Genomic DNA, 18,450 nt, shown 5'->3' on the forward strand with positions numbered 1-18,450 from the left:
AATGGCGCATTTTGAAAATTACAACTACTTAAAAACAAGTGATGCTTGCGTAAAATGTGGCAAGTGTCTTCCAGATTGCACGATTTTTAGCATTAATGGAGACGAAGCAACTTCACCTAGAGGCTTTATTGATTTACTTGGAGCTTATCAACGCAAAGAGATTCCATTAGATAAGACTGCGAAAAATATCTTTGAAACTTGCTTTTTATGCACCACTTGCGTAAGTGTTTGTCCAAATTCACTTCCCACAGATACACTCATTGAAAATATCCGCTATGAAATTGCTCAAAAATTTGGAATTGCTTGGTTTAAACGCGTTTTTTTCTATCTTTTAAAACATCGTAAAATTATGGATTTAGGCTTTAAAATCGGAGCATTTTTTGCTCCATTGCTCTTTAAAAAAACGACCGATGGCAATTCTATTGCTCCACGCTTTAAATTGCCTTTTGTGGGCAATAGAGTTTTTGGAGCAATGGCGGATACAAGTTTTTTAAATTCTCATACAGAAGAATTAAATTTCAATAAAGATTCTAAAAATCCTAAAAAAGTTGCGATTTTTATCGGCTGCCTTGGAAATTATAATTACAAAAATATCGGTGAGTCCTTATTATTAATCCTAGAAAAACTTGGAATTAGCGCAAAACTTGCTAAAGGTCAAAAATGCTGTGCTGCTCCTGCGTATTTTACAGGAGATTTTCATAGTGTAGATACATTAATTCGCCACAATGTAGAATACTTTGAAAGCTTTATTGATGAAGTTGATGCAATTTTAATCCCAGAAGCAACTTGTGCAGCAATGGTTTTAGAGGATTGGGAACGCTTTATGCAAAAAGATTCCACAATGCAAGAAAGAATCAAAAAACTGCTCCCAAAAATCTATATGGCAACACAATATTTGGAATCCAAAACAAATCTTACCGAGCTTTTAGCGAACTTGCAAGGAGAAAAGCCTAAGAAAACAAGTATAACCTACCACGATCCATGCCACGCTAGAAAAGTCTTAGGTGTTTATAAAGAACCACGCAAACTCCTAGAGCAAAACTACACACTCATTGAAATGGAAAATTCTAATGCTTGCTGTGGATTTGGTGGTGTAACAATGCAAACAGAACGCTTTGAACTCGCGCAAAAAGCAGGAAGCAAAAAGGCGCGAATGATTGCAGATACTCACGCAAACTTTGTAGCTGCTGAATGCAGTGCCTGCCGTATGCAATTAAGTAATGCACTCTATCAAGAAGAAATAAAGATTCCGTTCTCACACCCTTTAGAACTGATTGCAAAAGCAATACGCGCACAACAAGATTAAGGGATTTTTCAAGTGATGTGTTTTATTATTGTAAATAATAATTTTTATCCTTTTTAATCAAATATTGCTTAAATGCTTTAAGGAGAATCTATGTTAGGTAGAAACTTATCACTAAAATCCCAGCTGTTTTTAGGCTTTGGATTTGTCTTGGCTTTTATCGTTATTATTGCCGTTGTTGGGTACAATAAAATTAATTTTGTTGAGCAAACTGTCTCTGTTATTAGTGATGTTAATGCAGTAAAGCAACGCTATGCGATTAACTTTAGAGGGAGCGTTCATGATCGAGCTATTGCAGTACGTGATGTTGTGATTTTAGAAGATATTCAAGAAATTGAAAAAACCTTAAAACTCATTCAAAACTTAGAAAATTTTTACAAAGATTCCGCTGTTAAAATGGATGAAATTTTTAAAAACCCAGCGATGGTTGATGCAAAAGATAGGGAAATTTTAGCGCGCATTAAAGAAGTAGAATCTAAAACAATGCCCCTAATTATTGCAATTTTAAACAAAAAAGCTCAAGGTAATTTAGCAGAAGCGAACGCATTATTAGTTAATCAAGCACGTGATGCTTTTGTAGAATGGCTGGATATTATTAATGTTTTTATTGACTACCAAGAAGCAAAAAATCAAGCCTTAACAAACGCTGCAAGAAGCGAGATTAAAGCATATTTAGATATAACACTTTGGTTATCTATGATTGCTGTTTTGGCTGCTATTATTGTTGCTTTATACATTACGCGCCTTATTATCTCTTCACTTGGGGGAGAACCAAAAGAAGCTGTTAAAGCAGTCTTAAGTATTGCTAATGGAAATTTAAATACGCCTATTCAAACAAGCTTTAAGGAAAGTATGTTAGCTTCTGTTGCACAAATGCAAGAAAAATTACGCGCCATTGTTCTTGAGGTAATGAAGTCTTCAGAAGAACTTAATACCCGCGCAAATGAAGTTGCTAAAATCTCTGAAGAATCCAAACTTTCTTCTTATCATCAAGCGCAAAGCGCAGAAGAATCTGTAACACATATTCAAGAAATTGTTGAAGCCGTTAATGGTGTTTCTAATATCGCTAAACAAACAGAAGAAAATTCTGGATATACGACAGAACTCTCCACAAAGGGTAGAGAAGCTATGCAAATTACCATTGAAGAGATTGAAAAAATCACACAAACAGTTACTCTATCTTCAGAGCATATTCGTATGCTAGAAAAACACTCACAAGATATTAGTGGTAGTGCTGAACTTATTAAAGAAATCACAGACCAAACAAATCTTCTAGCACTAAATGCTGCTATTGAAGCAGCAAGAGCGGGAGAAGCTGGACGCGGATTTGCTGTTGTTTCTGATGAAATTAGAAAGCTTGCAGAACGCACAGGTGTTGCCACTTCTGAAATCTCAAGAATGATTGAAGTGATTCAAAATGAAACTCAAACTGCCGTTGAAGCGATACAAAATGCTGTTCCACAGGTAGAAAAAGGTATGGAATTAGCAAATGAAGCAAGCAATATTTTAGAACAAATTAACACACAGGCAAAAGATTCCCTTAATAAAGCTAAGGAAGTTACACAGGCTGCCGATAATCAGGTAAAAAGTATGGAAATTCTAGTTGCAGAATTCGACACAATCACAAAAGACTCCAAAACAACAGCAGAGTCAATGACAAATAACACAATAGCCGCACAGTCTCTAAAAGATCTTGCCGATGTTCTAAAGCATCACATTAACTTCTTTAAAATCTAAAATTTTTAGAATCTCTAAAAGGGATTCTAAACTTTAAAAATGTATAATTTCGCAATTTTTTCTTAAGGATAATTTTTGCCCAAAATCGCTCTAATTTTATTAGGTGCTGGGGAAAGCACTCGTTTTAGGGACTTAACACAAGTTCCAACAAAAACTAATGAACAAAAAAATGCTGTTACAAAATTGCCCAAAAAGCAGTGGATTAGGTTAAATGAAATTCCCGTTTGGCTAAAAGTAGCAAAGGAATTGCATTCTATCTATCCTTTCTGTGATTTTGTTTTAAGCGCAATGGAATCTGAAATTTTTTATATGAGAAAGTATTTAGATTTTTATCATTTAAACTTTAAACTAGCTTGCGGTGGAGTAACAAGACAGGATTCCTTAAAAAATGCTATTGCGCTTTTAGATTCCAATGTAGAATTTGTTTTCGTTAGCGATATTGCACGCTGTAATATCTCACAAACACTTTGCCAAAGAATCCTAAAAGAAGTTGGCAAATATGATTGCGTTGTGCCTTTTTTAAAAATTCAAGACACAATTGCCTATGAAGATTTAACCTTGCAATATCTAAAAAGAGAATGTTTAAAAATTATTCAAACACCACAACTTAGCCGACTCTCCAAGCTTAAAGTTGCCTTTAAGAAAGGAAATTTTACCGATGAAAGTAGCGGGATTTGTGCAATTGGTGGAAGTGTTGGTTTTGTAGAAGGAGAACAAACTGCTAGAAAACTAACTTTCTTACAAGATTTAAAATCTCTAAATCTCCCACCTCCTAGCAATCAGACATTAATAGGGATAGGCGGTGATATTCACGCATTAACAAGTGGGGATGGCATAATCTTAGGTGGAATCCCTATTTCTTGTCCTTACCGACTTATCGCACATAGCGATGGTGATGTATGCCTACACGCACTTTGCGATGCAATTTTAGGAGCAATTGGTGCTGGCGATATTGGTGAATGGTTCCCGGATAATAGCTTAACTTACAAAGGAGCAGATTCCAAACAACTTTTAGCTAAGGTTGTAAATTTTGCTTATAGTGTAGGCTATTCTTTTAAACAAGCCGATCTTACAATATTTGCCCAAAAACCAAAAATCTCTCCTTTCAAAAGCGCAATGGAATCACAAATTGCTACATTGCTTGGAATCCCAAATTTCAAGGTTAATGTTAAAGCCACTACAACAGAAAAGCTAGGATTTATAGGTAGAGAAGAAGGAATTTTTGTGCAAGCAAGTGTTGTGCTTGGATATTTTAATTGGAAAAATTTATTTGAAAAAGAGGATTTATGAAAATTTTAATCATTGAAAACGAAATTTATTTAGCACAGAGCATCACAGCAAAACTTAGTCAATTTGGTTTTACTTGTGAAATTATTTCAAGCATAGATGATGCGCTAAAATTTGAAAGTGCCGATATTATTTTGTTATCTACTAATATTCCCGGACAAGATTTTTATCCTGTTATTGAAAAGTTTAAATCTTCTATTATTGTGATGATGATTCCTTATGTTAATGATGATACTGTTACAAATCCTTTAAAAGCAGGTGCTAGTGATTATATTGTAAAACCTTTTATGATCGATGAACTCATTAGAAAAATTGACCATTATATTGAGTTTTATCAACTCCAAAAAGAAATTATTTTTTATCGTGATTATTTTTGCAACTCCCTTTTAGTTCCAGCATACACAATCAATACAAAAGTTTCTTTTCCGCTTATTGTTAAAAGCATTTCACAAAAAGCTATTGATATGTGTGTTGTTAATTATGCTATACAAAAGAAATTTGCAATTCATTTTATTTCTCTTTATAAAAACACTACAAATCATAAAGAAACTTTAAAGAATATTCCAAAAACTCAACTTACTTATGTGATAGGATTTGAAACACTTAACAAAGAAGAGAAAGAAGAATATATGAAAGATTTAAAAAACATTCCTGTGATTTTTTCTTGCTTAAGTGGCGATGTAAGTGATTTTAAAAATGTTTTTGAAATTAATATTAAAGAAGTTACTCACGGATTTCAAGATGATATATTAAGTGTTGATGAATACATTAAGACAATGATTTTAAAATTTGAAGATCGCTATCCAGATACTGAACTTAGCAAACGCTTGGGAATGTCTCGTAAAAGTTTATGGGAAAAGAGAAAAAAATATGGAATCACAAAAAAGAAATAATTCAAAAGAAATCTTTGAGAATGCCTTATTTGTAGATAAGGAAGCCATTTTCGCCCTACTCTTATGTCAAGAAGGACTACTAGCACCTGTTTTTCATCTAATGAACAAAGAAGAAATGCAAGAAGTGGATAATACTGGACTTTATAAAGGACAGAGCTTTCCATTTTCTTTTATCTTAGCACCTTCTGGCAAACGCAATTCCATTGTGCTAAAAAATGCCAAAAAAGGAAGTATAGTTTCTCTAGTTTGTGAAGGAAGCGTATGTGGGGAGCTTATCGTGGATTCCACTTTTAAAATTGATAAACAACAGCGACTTTTTAAAATAATGAGTGGTAATATTTATTCACAAAAAGCTAAAGATATTTATCATCGCTTAGGAGATTATGCGATTTGCGGTCAATACAAATTATTTCTAGAAAGTATTCAATTTGATTTTATACGTCATATTGGCAAACAAACAATTCTTGAGGCAAAAAAGAATATTCAAGCTAAGAACACTACTGCAATGGTTCTTGATGCTTCTCCTGTAACACGCATTCACGAGCGTATTTTTCGCTTTGTTTTAGATGAGAGTGATTTGCTTGTGCTTATGCTTTTGCGCCACCAAGATGAAGGTTTATTGGACTTTCATATTCGTAAATCCTGCCTACAAAAAATCATTGAAAATTATCTACCAACACATCGCATCTTAATTTTTCCTTTAGATGATATTTATCTTTTTGCCGGAGCACACGGCATTATCCTTGATGCAATTTTGGCACAAAATTTAGGTTGTGATCAAATTGTTATTGGTGAAAATTATCCAAATCTAACTCTCTATTATGACAATCAAAAAATCTATTCTATTTTCGATACCATAAAAGATATTAAGATTAACGTTAAACTTTTACATGAGTTTGTATATTGCAGTCAATGCAATACTATTGTAAGTCTAAAAACCTGCCCACACGGCAATCATCATCATATTCACTATCATTCTGGTTTCCTACAAGAAATCTTGCAAGCTGGGCTCATTCCACCGACAATTCTTATGCGTAAAGAAGTTTCAGCTAAAATTCTAAGTTATCTCTACCCTAAACGTTTTAGCCCTCTTTTAAAACAATTTGGAGCAATGTTTGCAAACAATGGAATGATAGAAAAACAAGATGATGAAGATTTTTATTTAAAACTTATTGATCTTTACCAAACTCACTCTCTAAAGTAGGAATCCAAAATGCAATCTCTTCAATTTTTTAAAACTTTCTATGGCACTAAAGATTTTTTGCAAAAAATGTTTTTAACGGTATTTTTTAGCGGATTATGCCCTATAGCACCTGGAAGCATTGGAACTCTTGTTGCGTTACCTTTAGGCTTTTTAATTAGCTACTATATTGCCTCTAGCACACTATTGCTTAGTGCGCTTTTGATAGCTGCTATTGCAACAAAAATTATCAACTCTTATGAAAAGCAAGGATTATATCACGATTGCAAACATATTGTCATTGATGAGCTAGCAGGAGTTTGGATTAGTATTTCAATGATAGGACACAGTATTTTTGGACTCTTTTTATCTTATATTTTATTTAGAATCTTTGATATTTGGAAGCCTTCTGTTATCGGTAGAATAGATAAAGAAGTTAAAGGAGGCTTAGGAGTAATGGGAGATGACCTACTTGCTGGATTTTTTGCAGGACTCTTAGGTCTTATAATCATTGGAGCAATGCAAAAGATAGAATCCTTAACTCCAATTTTGGAGTTTAGTTTCTAGCTTTCATTCATACAAAACTACTTAATCATAAACTTACGCAATGCTTCTTCTACTTCCACAGGATTAGATTTAGAGATAAATTCATCTGCATTTAATGAACGCGCCATATCTTCATTGCTACTTCCACTCATAGAAGAATTTACAACTACTGGGATCTTAGCTGTTGATGGAGCAGCCTTGATTTGCTTAATCACTTCAAAACCGCTAGCTTCTGGCATTTCTAAATCCGTAATAATAATCCCAATCTTAGAAACATCTGTTTCATCTGAAAAAACATAATCTAGCAATTTTTGTCCATTAACAAAAGTTTTATAATTCACTCCAAGTTTATTCAAAATATTTTGCATGGTCTTAATAACACTTGGAGAATCATCTGCTAAAAGCACTTCATTGTCTGTTACAATTTGTCTAATCTTATTCATCTCCGCATTTTTTTCATCTTCAATCCAAGGGAACACATCAACAAGCATTTTTTCAATATCCACAACTTGCACTAAACGCCCGTCAAAATAACGCGTTCTACTAACAAGCTTGCTATTTGGTCCAGAATTTCCAATCCCTGCACTTTGTTCAATTTCTGTCCATTTTTTATTTAAGATTCTATCAGCTTCATAAATTCTAACCCCGACCGTCCATTTTGAAAATTCGCAAATCATAATCACTTCATCTTCGCCAGGTTCTCTTTTGACTCCATAGCCCTCCAAATCTCTACCTCTATCTTTTGCATCATAGTAAAACCATTTGCGTAAATCAATTAGCGGAATTGTAAGCTCACGGATTGTAATAAGCCCTTCAATCAAAGAGCTGCTTTCGTGAGAGACAACGGTAATTTCCCCTCTATATTTCACAACTTCACGAATTTTAAAAACATTAACAGCGTATAAATCCTTATCTTTTTCAAGCCTAAAGCACAAAAGTTGTAATTCATTATTTCTGTGGAGATTGGTTATTTGATCAACATTAGATAAATTAGACATTTTAAAACCTCAAATCTTAAAAATTTCAGCTGATTATAACATAAAAATTACACAACTTTTTAAATACTTTTATAATATTCCCTAAATGGCGCACATTTCTCAAATAACTCCGCTTGTGTTCCACTTGCTAAAATTTTGCCTTGCGAGAAAAAATAAATCTTATTCGCTAAAGAAACAGTAGAAAACCTATGCGCAATAATAATTACAATCCTATCTTCAAGCAATGCGCTTAAAGCCTCTCTAAATTCTTCTTCTGTTTTGTTATCTAATGCACTTGTTGCTTCATCTAAAATTAAAATTTCAGGGTTCTTGTAAAGTGCGCGAGCAATAGCAATTCTTTGTCTTTGTCCGCCACTTAAATTTGCTCCAAATTCATCAAGAACCGTATGGATTCCATTAGGAAGAGTTTGGATATAATCAAAAATTCTAGCTTGCTTTAATGCAAGCTTCACACGCACTTCATCAATCTCACTACCATAAGCAATATTACGAGCAATAGAATCATTAAAAATAAAAATTCTTTGTGTAACAATTGCTACTTTAGAACGCAAGCTTTTTTGCGTAAAATGCTTAATATTCTTTCCATTTATTAAAATTTCACCATTATTTGCATCATAAAGACGCAAAAGCAAATTTACAAGCGAGCTTTTTCCACCTCCACTACTCCCAACAAGAGCTATGCTCTCTCCTAATTTTATTTCTAAGCTAATCCCACTTAATGCCTGTTTTTGCCCATAATACAAATCCACATTTTTAAAACTTATTGCTCTGATGGGTTCTTTTAGCTCCTTTTCTCCATCTTGAATTTTTGGATTCCTATCTAGCATTTCAAAAATTCTATCCCCTGCTGCAAAAGCAATTTGGATTTTACTATACAAATTGCTTATACGCTTAAAAGGAGTATAAAGCAAAAAAAGTGCTGCGGTAAAAGAAAAAAACTCCCCTGTGGTTAGCTCTGCATTAATCACCTTATATCCACCTACGAAAATCACCACAGCAATAGCGATTGCCCCAAGCGTTTCCATTAAAGGAGAGGTAAGCTCTGAAACTCTAACAGATTTCATTGATAGCTTAAAAAGTTTCTGGTTATGGTTTGCAAACTGTTCGTGCTCCATCTTTTCTCCGGAGCTTGCCTTAATTAACTCCATATTATTAAAAATTTCAATGAGTTTAGAAGATAAATCTGCATTTTTTTCTTGCATCTTTTTAGAAGTTTTACGCATTTTTCTAGCAATCAAAGCAATAGGATAAAGTGCAAGCGGCATCACAACAAGCCCATAAAATGCAAGCTCTGGACTTTGATAAATCACAACAAACACAAGACCAAAAATCGTCAAACTCTCCCTAATGCCCTCTATAAAATAATTTGAAACAGCCCCCTGCACTGCTGCAATATCATTTATCATGCGTGAGATTAATTCACCATTGCGATAGCGATTAAAAAATCCCATTTCAAAAGTTAGCATTTTATCTAACAGAATATTTTTTAAACGCCTAACAATATCTTGCCCTATATAATTCATATAATATGATTGAATATAAACTCCAAGCCCTTTAGAAAAATATGCAAGAACAACCAAAAAAGGCAAAATTTGAAGCATTTTGACATCTTTCGCCAAAAAAATATCATCTAAAACCGGCTTTACAAGATATGCACTTGCTGAAGTTGCAGATGAAACTAAAATCGTCCCTATCACAGCATAAAAAAAATACAACTTATATTCTTTAATGTAAGGAAACAAACGCTTAAAAAACTGCTTCAATTTTACTCCTTATGAAACTAAAAAATAATGGTATCGTGATTAACCTTTGGCACACTTCTAATAGGTGATTCATCTGTATAATAAAATCTCTCTCCATCTACACTTTGAGAATATACGCCTTGTGGAATCCTAAACTTACGCTCTAACCCCGGATCAATTTCTAAAATCTTATTAAAAAAATAAGAAAAAGCAGGTGCTGGAGCAACGCCACCTGTTTCACTATATCCCATTGGTGTATTATCATCTTTTCCATACCAAATAATCGCTTCTATATTTGGAGAAAACCCACAAAACCACGCATCAACATTGTCATTAGTAGTGCCTGTCTTTCCTGCAAGCTCGATTCCATCTACCTTAGCACGCCTTCCTGTTCCAGTATTTACAGCATTGCGCAAAATATCAACAATTAAAAAACTCTGCATTTCCTTAGAAAGCTCATATTCATTTGGGGTAAAATGCGCTACATCTCCCTTAACATCTATAATATGACTAATTAGCATAGGATCAATGACTTTTCCATAATTAGAAAACACCATAAAATTTCTAGCCATCTCAAGTGGAGATGCACCAAAACTTCCTAGAGAAATTGATAAATCCTTAGGCACATTACTAAAACCATATTTTAAAACATCTGCATAAATCCTATCAAATCCTACTTCTTCTACTAGATTAATTGTTGCAAGATTTAGAGATTTTGTTAATGCTGTTTTTAAAGATACAAATCCACTAAGGGAGCTTCCATAATTTTTTGGTTGCCATCTTTTTCTCTCTCCACCAACTCTGTATTCATAAGTTCTAGCAATATCTGGGATTTGATAGTTTTGCGCAATTCCAGAATTTATTGCACTAAGATATAAAAAAGGCTTTACACTGCTCCCTACTTGTCGCTTACTTTGTGTAGCGCGTGAAAAATTACTTTTCCCATAATCCACACCCCCAACAAGTGCTAAAATCTTCCCTGTTTTATTCTCCAAAACAACAAATGCTCCATTTAATTTTTCTTTTAAATCTTCATCATTTTTATGTCTTGATAAAATCTGTTCATAGCCAAAATACAATGCTTCTTGTGCAAGTTCTTGATAATCCAAGTCAAGATTTAAATAAATTTTATATCCAGCAGTTTTTAAATCTTTTAATCCTACAAGCTGTCTTTGCACTTCATCAACAACATAAGGAGCTACATTTTGAGTAAGCGTATCATCATACACCTTTGGTCGCTCATTACTCTGTGTGGTAAATTCTTCTTCTGAAATCCAACCAAGCTCATACATCCTTTGCAAAACATTATTTGCTCTACCTAATGCAAATTCATAATTTTTAGTAGGGTCATAAAAGCTAGGAGCGCGTGGCAAGGACACAAGCATCGCCATTTCTTTTAAAGAGAGTGCTTGCATCTCTTTTTTAAAATACCCAAGAGAAGCTGTTTTTACCCCATAAAATCCGTGTCCAAAATAAGTATGATTTAAATAACGCTCTAAAATCTCTTCTTTGCTAAGAATTGTTTCAAGACGCATTGCAAGTAAGACTTCTTTAATTTTTCTTTCAAGCGTTTTATCGCGTGTTAGGGCGACATTTTTAATGAGTTGTTGCGTAATTGTACTTCCACCTTCTGCATAGCGTGCGTTTTTAATGTTTTTAAGCATTGCACGCATAATTGCATCTACATTAATCCCGGGATGCTCAAAAAATAATGTGTCTTCAATTGCCAATAATGCTTCAATAAGGCGCGGTGGAATCTCTTCAAAAGTTGTATAAAAACGAAATTCCTTATCAAACAAATTTGCCACTAAGCGATTTTGACGATCAAAAATCTGCGTCGCTACTGGTGGTTTATAATGCACAATTTTATCCGTATCATTACGAATCTCCACATACACCTGCACCACAAAGATAACAATCCCTATTATAGCAATTATTCCAATACCGCCAAGTATTCTTAAAAAAGTCTTCAAACATTCCCTTTTATCAATAAAATTTTACGATTCTAACACAGAATCCCTAAATATTATGTCATTTTAGCCTTTTTACTAATAGACAACACAATGCCCACCATAATACTTGTTGCCAAAATTGAACTCCCACCATAACTTAAAAATGGCACAGCAATTCCTTTAATAGGAATTAATCCAGAGATTCCAAACGCATTAATCAAAAATGAAAATCCTAAAATCACCGCAACACCAGAGCAAAAAAGATAATACATATTATTTTTGCAACGATTAGCAATTTTTAAAATCCTAAAAATTAGCGCAACAAAAAGCACGCTTATGCAAAATAATCCCAAAAATCCAATTTCTTCTGTAATGCCGGCTAAAATCACATCTGTATGCACTTCGCTTAAAAATCCAAGTTTAATTAGCCCATTGCCTAAACCCTCTCCTAAGATTCCACCATTAACAATAGCATTTAAAGAATGCTGAATTTGATAAGGTTCAGGGAGATTTTCTACGCGCAAAGAATTTGCAATAGATTGCGGGAAAAAGGATAAAATTAAATCTTGCGCTCCCGCCCACCAAGTTTTAATCCTTGCAATTCTATGTGTGCTTGTAATAATCACAGCAATAAACAAAACAAAAGCCCCACTTAAAAGATATAAAAAAAGCTTAAAAGAAGAACCTGCAAAAATCATCATAATCGCCAAAGTCGTCCCTAAAAGAACGATTTGCCCTAAGTCATTTTGCAAAATAGCAATCAAATACACTGCAATCAAAAACACTGCCACATAGGGCAAAAATGTAATAAACTCTTCTTTTAAGCTTTTTTGCTCTAAAAGTGAAAATTTACGCGAAAAACTCCACGCAAGAAAAGTTACAAATCCAATCTTAAAAAACTCCACAGGCGCAAGAGAAAAAAATGGCAATCTTATCCATCGTTTTGCACCACCTGCACTTGTTGCCAAAGATTCTGGCAAAAAGTGCATAATGAACATAATAAAGATTCCACCAAAAAATAGAATAAACCCAAAGCGTAGCACAAAACGATCTGGGTTACAGCGCGAAATCCCCCACATCAAAAACACGCCCAAAACCCCAGCAGTTATTTGACGCAACGCAAAATGAAATTCCCCATAATCATAATATAAAATCGCAAATGATGAGAGCGAATAAGAAAATAAAATGCTAATTGTAATCAAACTTACGCTAATGAAAAATAAGGGACGATCAACCATAGCTGCTTCTAAAATCCTTTATACAAAGTAATACACAAGCAAGAATCCACCAAAAGTTAGAATCCCAAACAAAATAAACGCCAATACAAACGCTTTTCCACCGCACTCTAAGAATTTTTTAAGATCCACTTGAAGCCCCAAAGCACTCATTGCCATCACCAAAAAAAAGCCGGATAAAAACCTTAGAATATCTACAATCTCGTTTGGTAAATGCACATAAGAATGCAACAATACAACTCCCAAAAACCAAAATGCAAACCAAGGGATATGAAGCTTTCTCTTCTCGCCCTCCTTACTTTGCGTAAAAAGATATGGCACAATCAGTAAAACTGCAACAAGCAAAATTACGCGAATCATTTTAACAATCAATGCAACTTCTTGCGTTTGAGAAGAAATTGCTCCACCTGCGCCCACAACATTTGCAAGCTCGTGAAGAGTTAATCCAATAAAATAACCTTCTTCAATTTCAGAAAAAGGTGGAATCTCTACTGCATAAGCCAAAGGATACAAAAACATTCCCAAAAGCCCAAAAAGCACAACAGTTCCCACAGCAATAACACCTTTATAAGGCTTAGATTTTATAGAAGATTCTAACGCCAAAACCGCTGCTGCTCCACAAATTGCACTCCCACCACTTACTAAAATTGCAATCTCTCTATCAAGCTTTAAAAACTTTACACCGATAAAATATCCAAGCAATAAAATTGCCGCGACAACAACAATGCTTAAAAGGATTCCATTTAAGCCCACAGATGCAATACTGTCAAGCGTAACATTAAAACCAAAAAGAATAATCCCTAGACGCAAAAGCTTCTTAGCACTAAAAATAACAGCCTTTTCACAACTGCTTTGCGCAACTCTAAACAAAGGTGCTGCCAATATCCCAAGAAGCACGCTTAAAATTAAAGGCGATAAATGCAAACTTTTCACCCAAGGCAACGCACTAACGTAATAACTTGCAAGGCTAACTAAAAGCACAAGCACAAAACCATTTATATAATCTTTATAATTTTGTTTTTTTAAAACTTCACTGCCTATTTTTGCTTCTTGCATTATATACTCCACTATTTTGGATTTTAAAGATACAAAGTGTAACAAAGTTTTTATAAATTTTTTCTAGGATTTTAAAATCTGTGTAATAATTTCAGGTTTGTTTGCACTCATTAAATGTAACTTCTGTTGCAAAGCATTTAAACTTTTAAATAACTCTTTGCTTTTTTGCAATCCCACTTGCTTTTCTCTGTCTTGTTTTTCAGCGGTCTCTAATGCATTTAACCATTCTTGCGGCACAAACACGCCCGGAAGTTTATAATGCAAAAATAATGCAGTTTTATAAGAACTTATAGGAAAAAATCCAAATACAACAGCACAATGCGTTCCAAGTTCAAGATTAATCTTATCTCTCCACCTTAAAAGCTCTTCTGCAATACTAACCTCATAAATAGGCTGTGTAAAAATAGCTAAGGCTCCATTGCGGATTTTTTCATACATTTTTTTATATAAACTCTCTTTATTTCTAGCATAAGAATTTAACACACAAAAGGGATAAATCATCTTAGAATCCCCTTGTAAATTTTCTCCATTAATATCTTTGCGACAATTTAATGCCGCAATAATTTGCAACAAAAGCATACTATTCCCTTCAAAAACCCCTTTTGCTTGCGGTTGATTACCAAGTCTCAAGGGATCCCCTGTTAAGGCTAACACAAGACGTAAATCAAGACTATTCATGCCTATTAGCTCACTTTGAAGTGCAAGTGTATTTTTATCGCGCATAGAAATTGTAGCAATACTTGGAATCTGAAATGTATTTTGCAACTTTAAACTTGCTAAAATCGGACTATGTTTTAGTTTGCCTAGTGGAGAATCTGTGCAGATAAAAGCATCTATTTTTTCTAAAAAAGGTTGAGTTTGAAGCGTGTTAAATAAATGCTCCAAGCAAAAACTAGCTGGGGCTGAAAACTCATAAGTATAGCACTTCTTATTCTTTTGAAGTTTATCAATAAAAGATTCTATCTTATTACTCTCAAAACCTTGCATAAAATGAACTCTCTAAAATAATGGACTAAAAGCAAGGATTTTAACAAAAAATTCTAAATACAAGTTGAATTTTAACTTTTAAAATCTTCGTAACAATTCCAAAAAACACTTTTGTAAAGCTTCAACTTCGCTAATCTTCACTCTTTCATTAAGCGAATGGATTCTATCATTACACACACCGCATTCTACGACACCTACTCCAAATTCTGCAAAATAGCGCGCATCACTTGTGCCACCACTTGTGCTTAAAAGTGGCGCAAAACCATTTTTGGACTCCAACACTTCTACCATTGTTTGCACAATTTTATTCTTTGAATCTGTCAAAAAAGGCTTAGAACTCTGTTTTAACTCTAAAAAATGTGGAATCTCTTTTAATGTATTCTTTAAATACTCTTGTAAATCTTGCAAATTTGTAGCCGTAGAATTACGCACATTAAACATTATCTTTAAATCATTTGGTGTTACATTAACAACTTCCATCCCCCCGCGAATATCAGTAATCACTATCTTACTAGGCTCAAACTCTACACTCCCTTCATCTAAATTAAATCCTGCAATCTTGCTTAAAACAGGAGCGATTAACTCCACAGGATTAACGCATTTGCTAGGATATGCCACGTGTCCTTGCTTGCCTTGAATGATTAACTTGCCATTGATAGAACCGCGCCTACCAACTTTTATCATATCGCCAAATTTTTCCACACAAGTAGGCTCTGCAACAACTGCAAAATCAGGCAATAACTTAAGTTTTTGAAGCTCGCTTAATGCGTGCTTTGTGCCAAAAATCGCATCGCCTTCTTCATCACTTGTTAAAAGCACAGATAAAATCCCATTAAAGATATTGTTAGCGTCCAAAAATTCTCTTAGCGCGCACACAAATGCTGCCACCCCACTCTTCATATCCTGTGTCCCACGCCCATAAAGAAATCCATCTTTTTCTAAAGGCACAAAAGGATCGCTCTCCCACCCATCTCCTGGCGGCACAACATCAATATGCCCCGCAAAACACAAGTGTGAAGGTTTTGTGTTTTTGGATTCCAACTTTTTAAACTCTAATTTATCATTTTCTCTAAAATCCTTATACAAAAACATATTTTTTACACCATTTTTGTGAAACTCTAAAACCTTAAATTCTGGCAAAATTTGACAAATCAACTCATAGATTCCACATTCTTGCGGCGTGATACTAGGATATGCAATAAGTTTCTTTAAAATTTCTATTGTTTTTAATTGTGTTTTTTGCATTTTATTCCTCAAAATCTCAATCAAGCATTTGTGCTCTTTTGTGTAACTAACTGAAAAATATTCATCAATTCATTAGCAAAACTAGCAATATGCTTTAACTCTTTTAGATTTAATGTAAGCTTGAGATTGACCTGATTACCCGGATTCATCATCACAAGCTGTTTATCTTTGCCATTGACTTTAATATATTCTTTTCTTAAAGTATGATTGTAATAATAATCTTGCCTTCTATCCACGATGTAATAATGCACACTTTGCGTTGTAATACCCAGCAAAATAATATAATCATAATTGTATTTTGGATTGATTCCATTAAACTGAAAAGTATTGTTGTTTAAACCTTTTCTTGCGGTTTTAATCTCTACCTTTTTACCATTTGATAATAGGTCAAATTCATCGTGGATTGTTTCTTGCGATAATTCATCAAGCGGTAGATTTAAAGCCTTAAACACCTCTTTAACAAATTTTTCACCAATCTGTCCTATGGCATTACCCTCAAAATGCAAAATTTTTTCAAAAATTCCGCTTTTTTGCTTCTTTTGCACTTCCTTATATTTTTGCTCTATAAGCTTTAATAAAAGTTTTTCTAAGTCCATTAAAACCCCGCTTCTTGCAAAAGCTTAAAAATATGTGATTTGCCAATATGCCTACAACCATTTGTAGCAAGTGAGCTATACTTAATCCAATCTGCATTCAAAAACAACTCATTAAGCTTTTCTTTTGGTGCATTGTCGTTATAAATAATCGCCACTCCGCTTTTATATTTGACTTGTGAAAAATCTTTTACCACCGCATTTTCCTTAAAAAATGTGCTTGAGAGATAAAAATCTGCCTTTTTATTAAAAATCCACTCCTTGCCACATTCTCTATTTTTCGCCAAAGATACGGTTACCACTTTTAGAATCTCATTAAAAGGCTCTTGTTTTTCTTTTTGTTTATACCAGCTAAATTCCTGCATTTGACTTTTATAATTTTTACTCCAAATTTGAAAGCAACACTTCACATCTTTTTCCTTACCATTTTCAAGATAAAAAGAATTATGCGGTAGAGCTTCTTCGTGCAGCAAATGAAAATCTTTTACGCGGTAACGCACTGAGCCTTTACCTAAACTTTGAAAAAACATCGGCAATATAAAACACACAAAATCCGCATTTTTAGAATGCTTAATAAATTCTAACGCCAACACCCCACGATGTCCAAAAGGAGGATTTCCTATCACAATAAGGGGTTTTTTAGGCAATTCAAATTGTAAATAATCACCTTGCAAAACATTAAATTTACTTGCATTGATGTCAATACCAATTTTATTTTCAGGCAAAAGAGTATAAAAACACCCATCACCAACACTTGGTTCAAGCCAAGTATATTTGTCTAAGTTTTCATACTTTGCTATAATTTTTTTCGTTGTCTCAAAAAGCATTTTAGCCACTTCTGGTTTTGTGAAATACGCGTCAAAATGATTATTGAAATTCTTTCTCATCACTCCACCATTGACATAGTGCAAGGTCATCATTATTCCTAATTATTAAAATTTTAAGCATAATTCTACCACAAAATATGCCCTTAATCTCTCTTGCATTTTACTCCTTTGTCGCAATCAAAGTTGTAAAATTTACCCAACAAAAAAGCGTTTGAATATGACTAAATCCTGCATTTTTAAGCATTGTTTTATTTTCATTTTCACTATAAGGGATTAGCACATTTTCTAAAGCTTCTCTCTTTTTGCTAATCTCAAACTCACTATAACCACGTTTTTTTTTACTCTCCAAATAATATTGAATCATCTTAAAGTCTAGTGTTTTGTTCTCACAAATCACTTTTTCAGAGCAAATAAACACCCCACCTGCATTTAGGGCATTAAAAATCTTTTGCACAAGCCTTTCACGCTCTAAAGGGCGAATAAATTGCAAGGTGTAATTTGCAATAATCACATCACTTTTAGGAAAATCTTCTTGTAAAATATCTCCACAAATTAACTGCGCTTTTAAGCCATAAGCATCTAATTTCTTTTTTGCATACTCTAGCATACTTGCTGAATTATCTATCCCATAGAGTTGCAATGAGAACCTAGCCCTAGAAGCAATTTCTAAAAGCATAGCTCCAGTAGAAGTCCCAAGATCTAAAATTATGGAATCCTTTTTTGCATATTCTAGGGCAAAATCCGCACTTAAACTCAAAACCTCCTTATAATAAGGGATTGAACGGCATAACATATCATCAAAAACACCTGCCACATTTGCATCAAACTCAAATTGTTTTTGCGGGGCTTGCGTGAAGACTTTATCCATT

16 protein-coding genes are annotated in these 18,450 nt (G+C 33.8%); 6 read left to right on the plus strand and 10 right to left on the minus strand.

The annotated features are described in order from the left end of the window. Window position 1: 1 nt before the first annotated feature. From Q0358_RS02670 to Q0358_RS02695, 6 genes are all read left to right on the plus strand, one after another. Complete coding sequence (locus tag Q0358_RS02670; protein ID WP_299546746.1) at window positions 2–1,306, plus strand: (Fe-S)-binding protein; 1,305 nt, start codon at window positions 2–4, stop codon at window positions 1,304–1,306. Between the two features lie 90 nt (window positions 1,307–1,396). Then, window positions 1,397–3,040, plus strand: a complete 1,644-nt coding sequence (locus tag Q0358_RS02675; RefSeq protein WP_299546748.1) for a methyl-accepting chemotaxis protein — start codon at window positions 1,397–1,399, stop codon at window positions 3,038–3,040. 75 nt (window positions 3,041–3,115) lie between these two features. Continuing rightward, complete coding sequence (gene ispF, locus Q0358_RS02680; protein WP_299546750.1) at window positions 3,116–4,330, plus strand: 2-C-methyl-D-erythritol 2,4-cyclodiphosphate synthase; 1,215 nt, start codon at window positions 3,116–3,118, stop codon at window positions 4,328–4,330. Further along, window positions 4,327–5,220, plus strand: coding sequence for a response regulator (locus tag Q0358_RS02685; protein ID WP_299546752.1), 894 nt, complete (start codon window positions 4,327–4,329; stop codon window positions 5,218–5,220). Before ispF ends, Q0358_RS02685 begins: the two co-directional genes overlap by 4 nt. Next, entirely contained in the window at window positions 5,198–6,424 is a 1,227-nt protein-coding gene (locus tag Q0358_RS02690) for a sulfate adenylyltransferase (protein ID WP_299546754.1), read from the plus strand. Before Q0358_RS02685 ends, Q0358_RS02690 begins: the two co-directional genes overlap by 23 nt. 9 nt (window positions 6,425–6,433) lie before the next feature. Further along, complete coding sequence (locus tag Q0358_RS02695; RefSeq protein WP_299546757.1) at window positions 6,434–6,967, plus strand: phosphatidylglycerophosphatase A; 534 nt, start codon at window positions 6,434–6,436, stop codon at window positions 6,965–6,967. Between the two features lie 17 nt (window positions 6,968–6,984). Here the strand turns inward: Q0358_RS02695 and Q0358_RS02700 are convergent, their stop codons facing one another. From Q0358_RS02700 to cmoA, 10 genes are all read right to left on the minus strand, one after another. Then, window positions 6,985–7,944 (minus strand): chemotaxis protein, encoded by a 960-nt coding sequence (locus tag Q0358_RS02700; protein ID WP_299546759.1) that lies wholly within the window; start codon window positions 7,942–7,944, stop codon window positions 6,985–6,987. 59 nt (window positions 7,945–8,003) lie between these two features. Next, window positions 8,004–9,707, minus strand: coding sequence for an ABC transporter ATP-binding protein (locus Q0358_RS02705; RefSeq protein WP_299546761.1), 1,704 nt, complete (start codon window positions 9,705–9,707; stop codon window positions 8,004–8,006). Between the two features lie 17 nt (window positions 9,708–9,724). Next, the gene (locus Q0358_RS02710) at window positions 9,725–11,659 is read right to left on the minus strand and encodes a PBP1A family penicillin-binding protein (RefSeq protein ID WP_299546763.1); all 1,935 of its coding nucleotides are present in this window, start codon (window positions 11,657–11,659) and stop codon (window positions 9,725–9,727) included. Window positions 11,660–11,712: 53 nt separating this feature from the next. Continuing rightward, on the minus strand, window positions 11,713–12,876 hold the full coding sequence (locus Q0358_RS02715; RefSeq protein WP_299546765.1) for an FtsW/RodA/SpoVE family cell cycle protein: 1,164 nt from the start codon (window positions 12,874–12,876) through the stop codon (window positions 11,713–11,715). An 18-nt stretch (window positions 12,877–12,894) separates the two neighbouring features. Next, window positions 12,895–13,929, minus strand: coding sequence for a YeiH family protein (locus Q0358_RS02720; RefSeq protein WP_299546768.1), 1,035 nt, complete (start codon window positions 13,927–13,929; stop codon window positions 12,895–12,897). Between the two features lie 63 nt (window positions 13,930–13,992). After that, window positions 13,993–14,916 (minus strand): methylenetetrahydrofolate reductase, encoded by a 924-nt coding sequence (locus tag Q0358_RS02725; RefSeq protein WP_299546770.1) that lies wholly within the window; start codon window positions 14,914–14,916, stop codon window positions 13,993–13,995. A 78-nt stretch (window positions 14,917–14,994) separates the two neighbouring features. Continuing rightward, window positions 14,995–16,161 carry a succinyl-diaminopimelate desuccinylase gene (gene dapE / locus Q0358_RS02730; protein WP_299546772.1) on the minus strand — a complete coding sequence of 389 codons (1,167 nt, stop codon included), beginning with the start codon at window positions 16,159–16,161 and terminating at the stop codon, window positions 14,995–14,997. Window positions 16,162–16,181: 20 nt separating this feature from the next. Continuing rightward, entirely contained in the window at window positions 16,182–16,757 is a 576-nt protein-coding gene (locus Q0358_RS02735) for a restriction endonuclease (RefSeq protein WP_299546774.1), read from the minus strand. Then, window positions 16,757–17,671, minus strand: coding sequence for an SAM-dependent methyltransferase (locus tag Q0358_RS02740; RefSeq protein WP_299547050.1), 915 nt, complete (start codon window positions 17,669–17,671; stop codon window positions 16,757–16,759). Before Q0358_RS02740 ends, Q0358_RS02735 begins: the two co-directional genes overlap by 1 nt. Window positions 17,672–17,741: 70 nt before the next feature. Next, complete coding sequence (gene cmoA / locus Q0358_RS02745; protein WP_299546776.1) at window positions 17,742–18,449, minus strand: carboxy-S-adenosyl-L-methionine synthase CmoA; 708 nt, start codon at window positions 18,447–18,449, stop codon at window positions 17,742–17,744. Window position 18,450 lies beyond the last annotated feature (1 nt).

Origin of the sequence: uncultured Helicobacter sp. (assembly GCF_937893305.1) — a bacterium.
Lineage (GTDB): Bacteria > Campylobacterota > Campylobacteria > Campylobacterales > Helicobacteraceae > Helicobacter_D.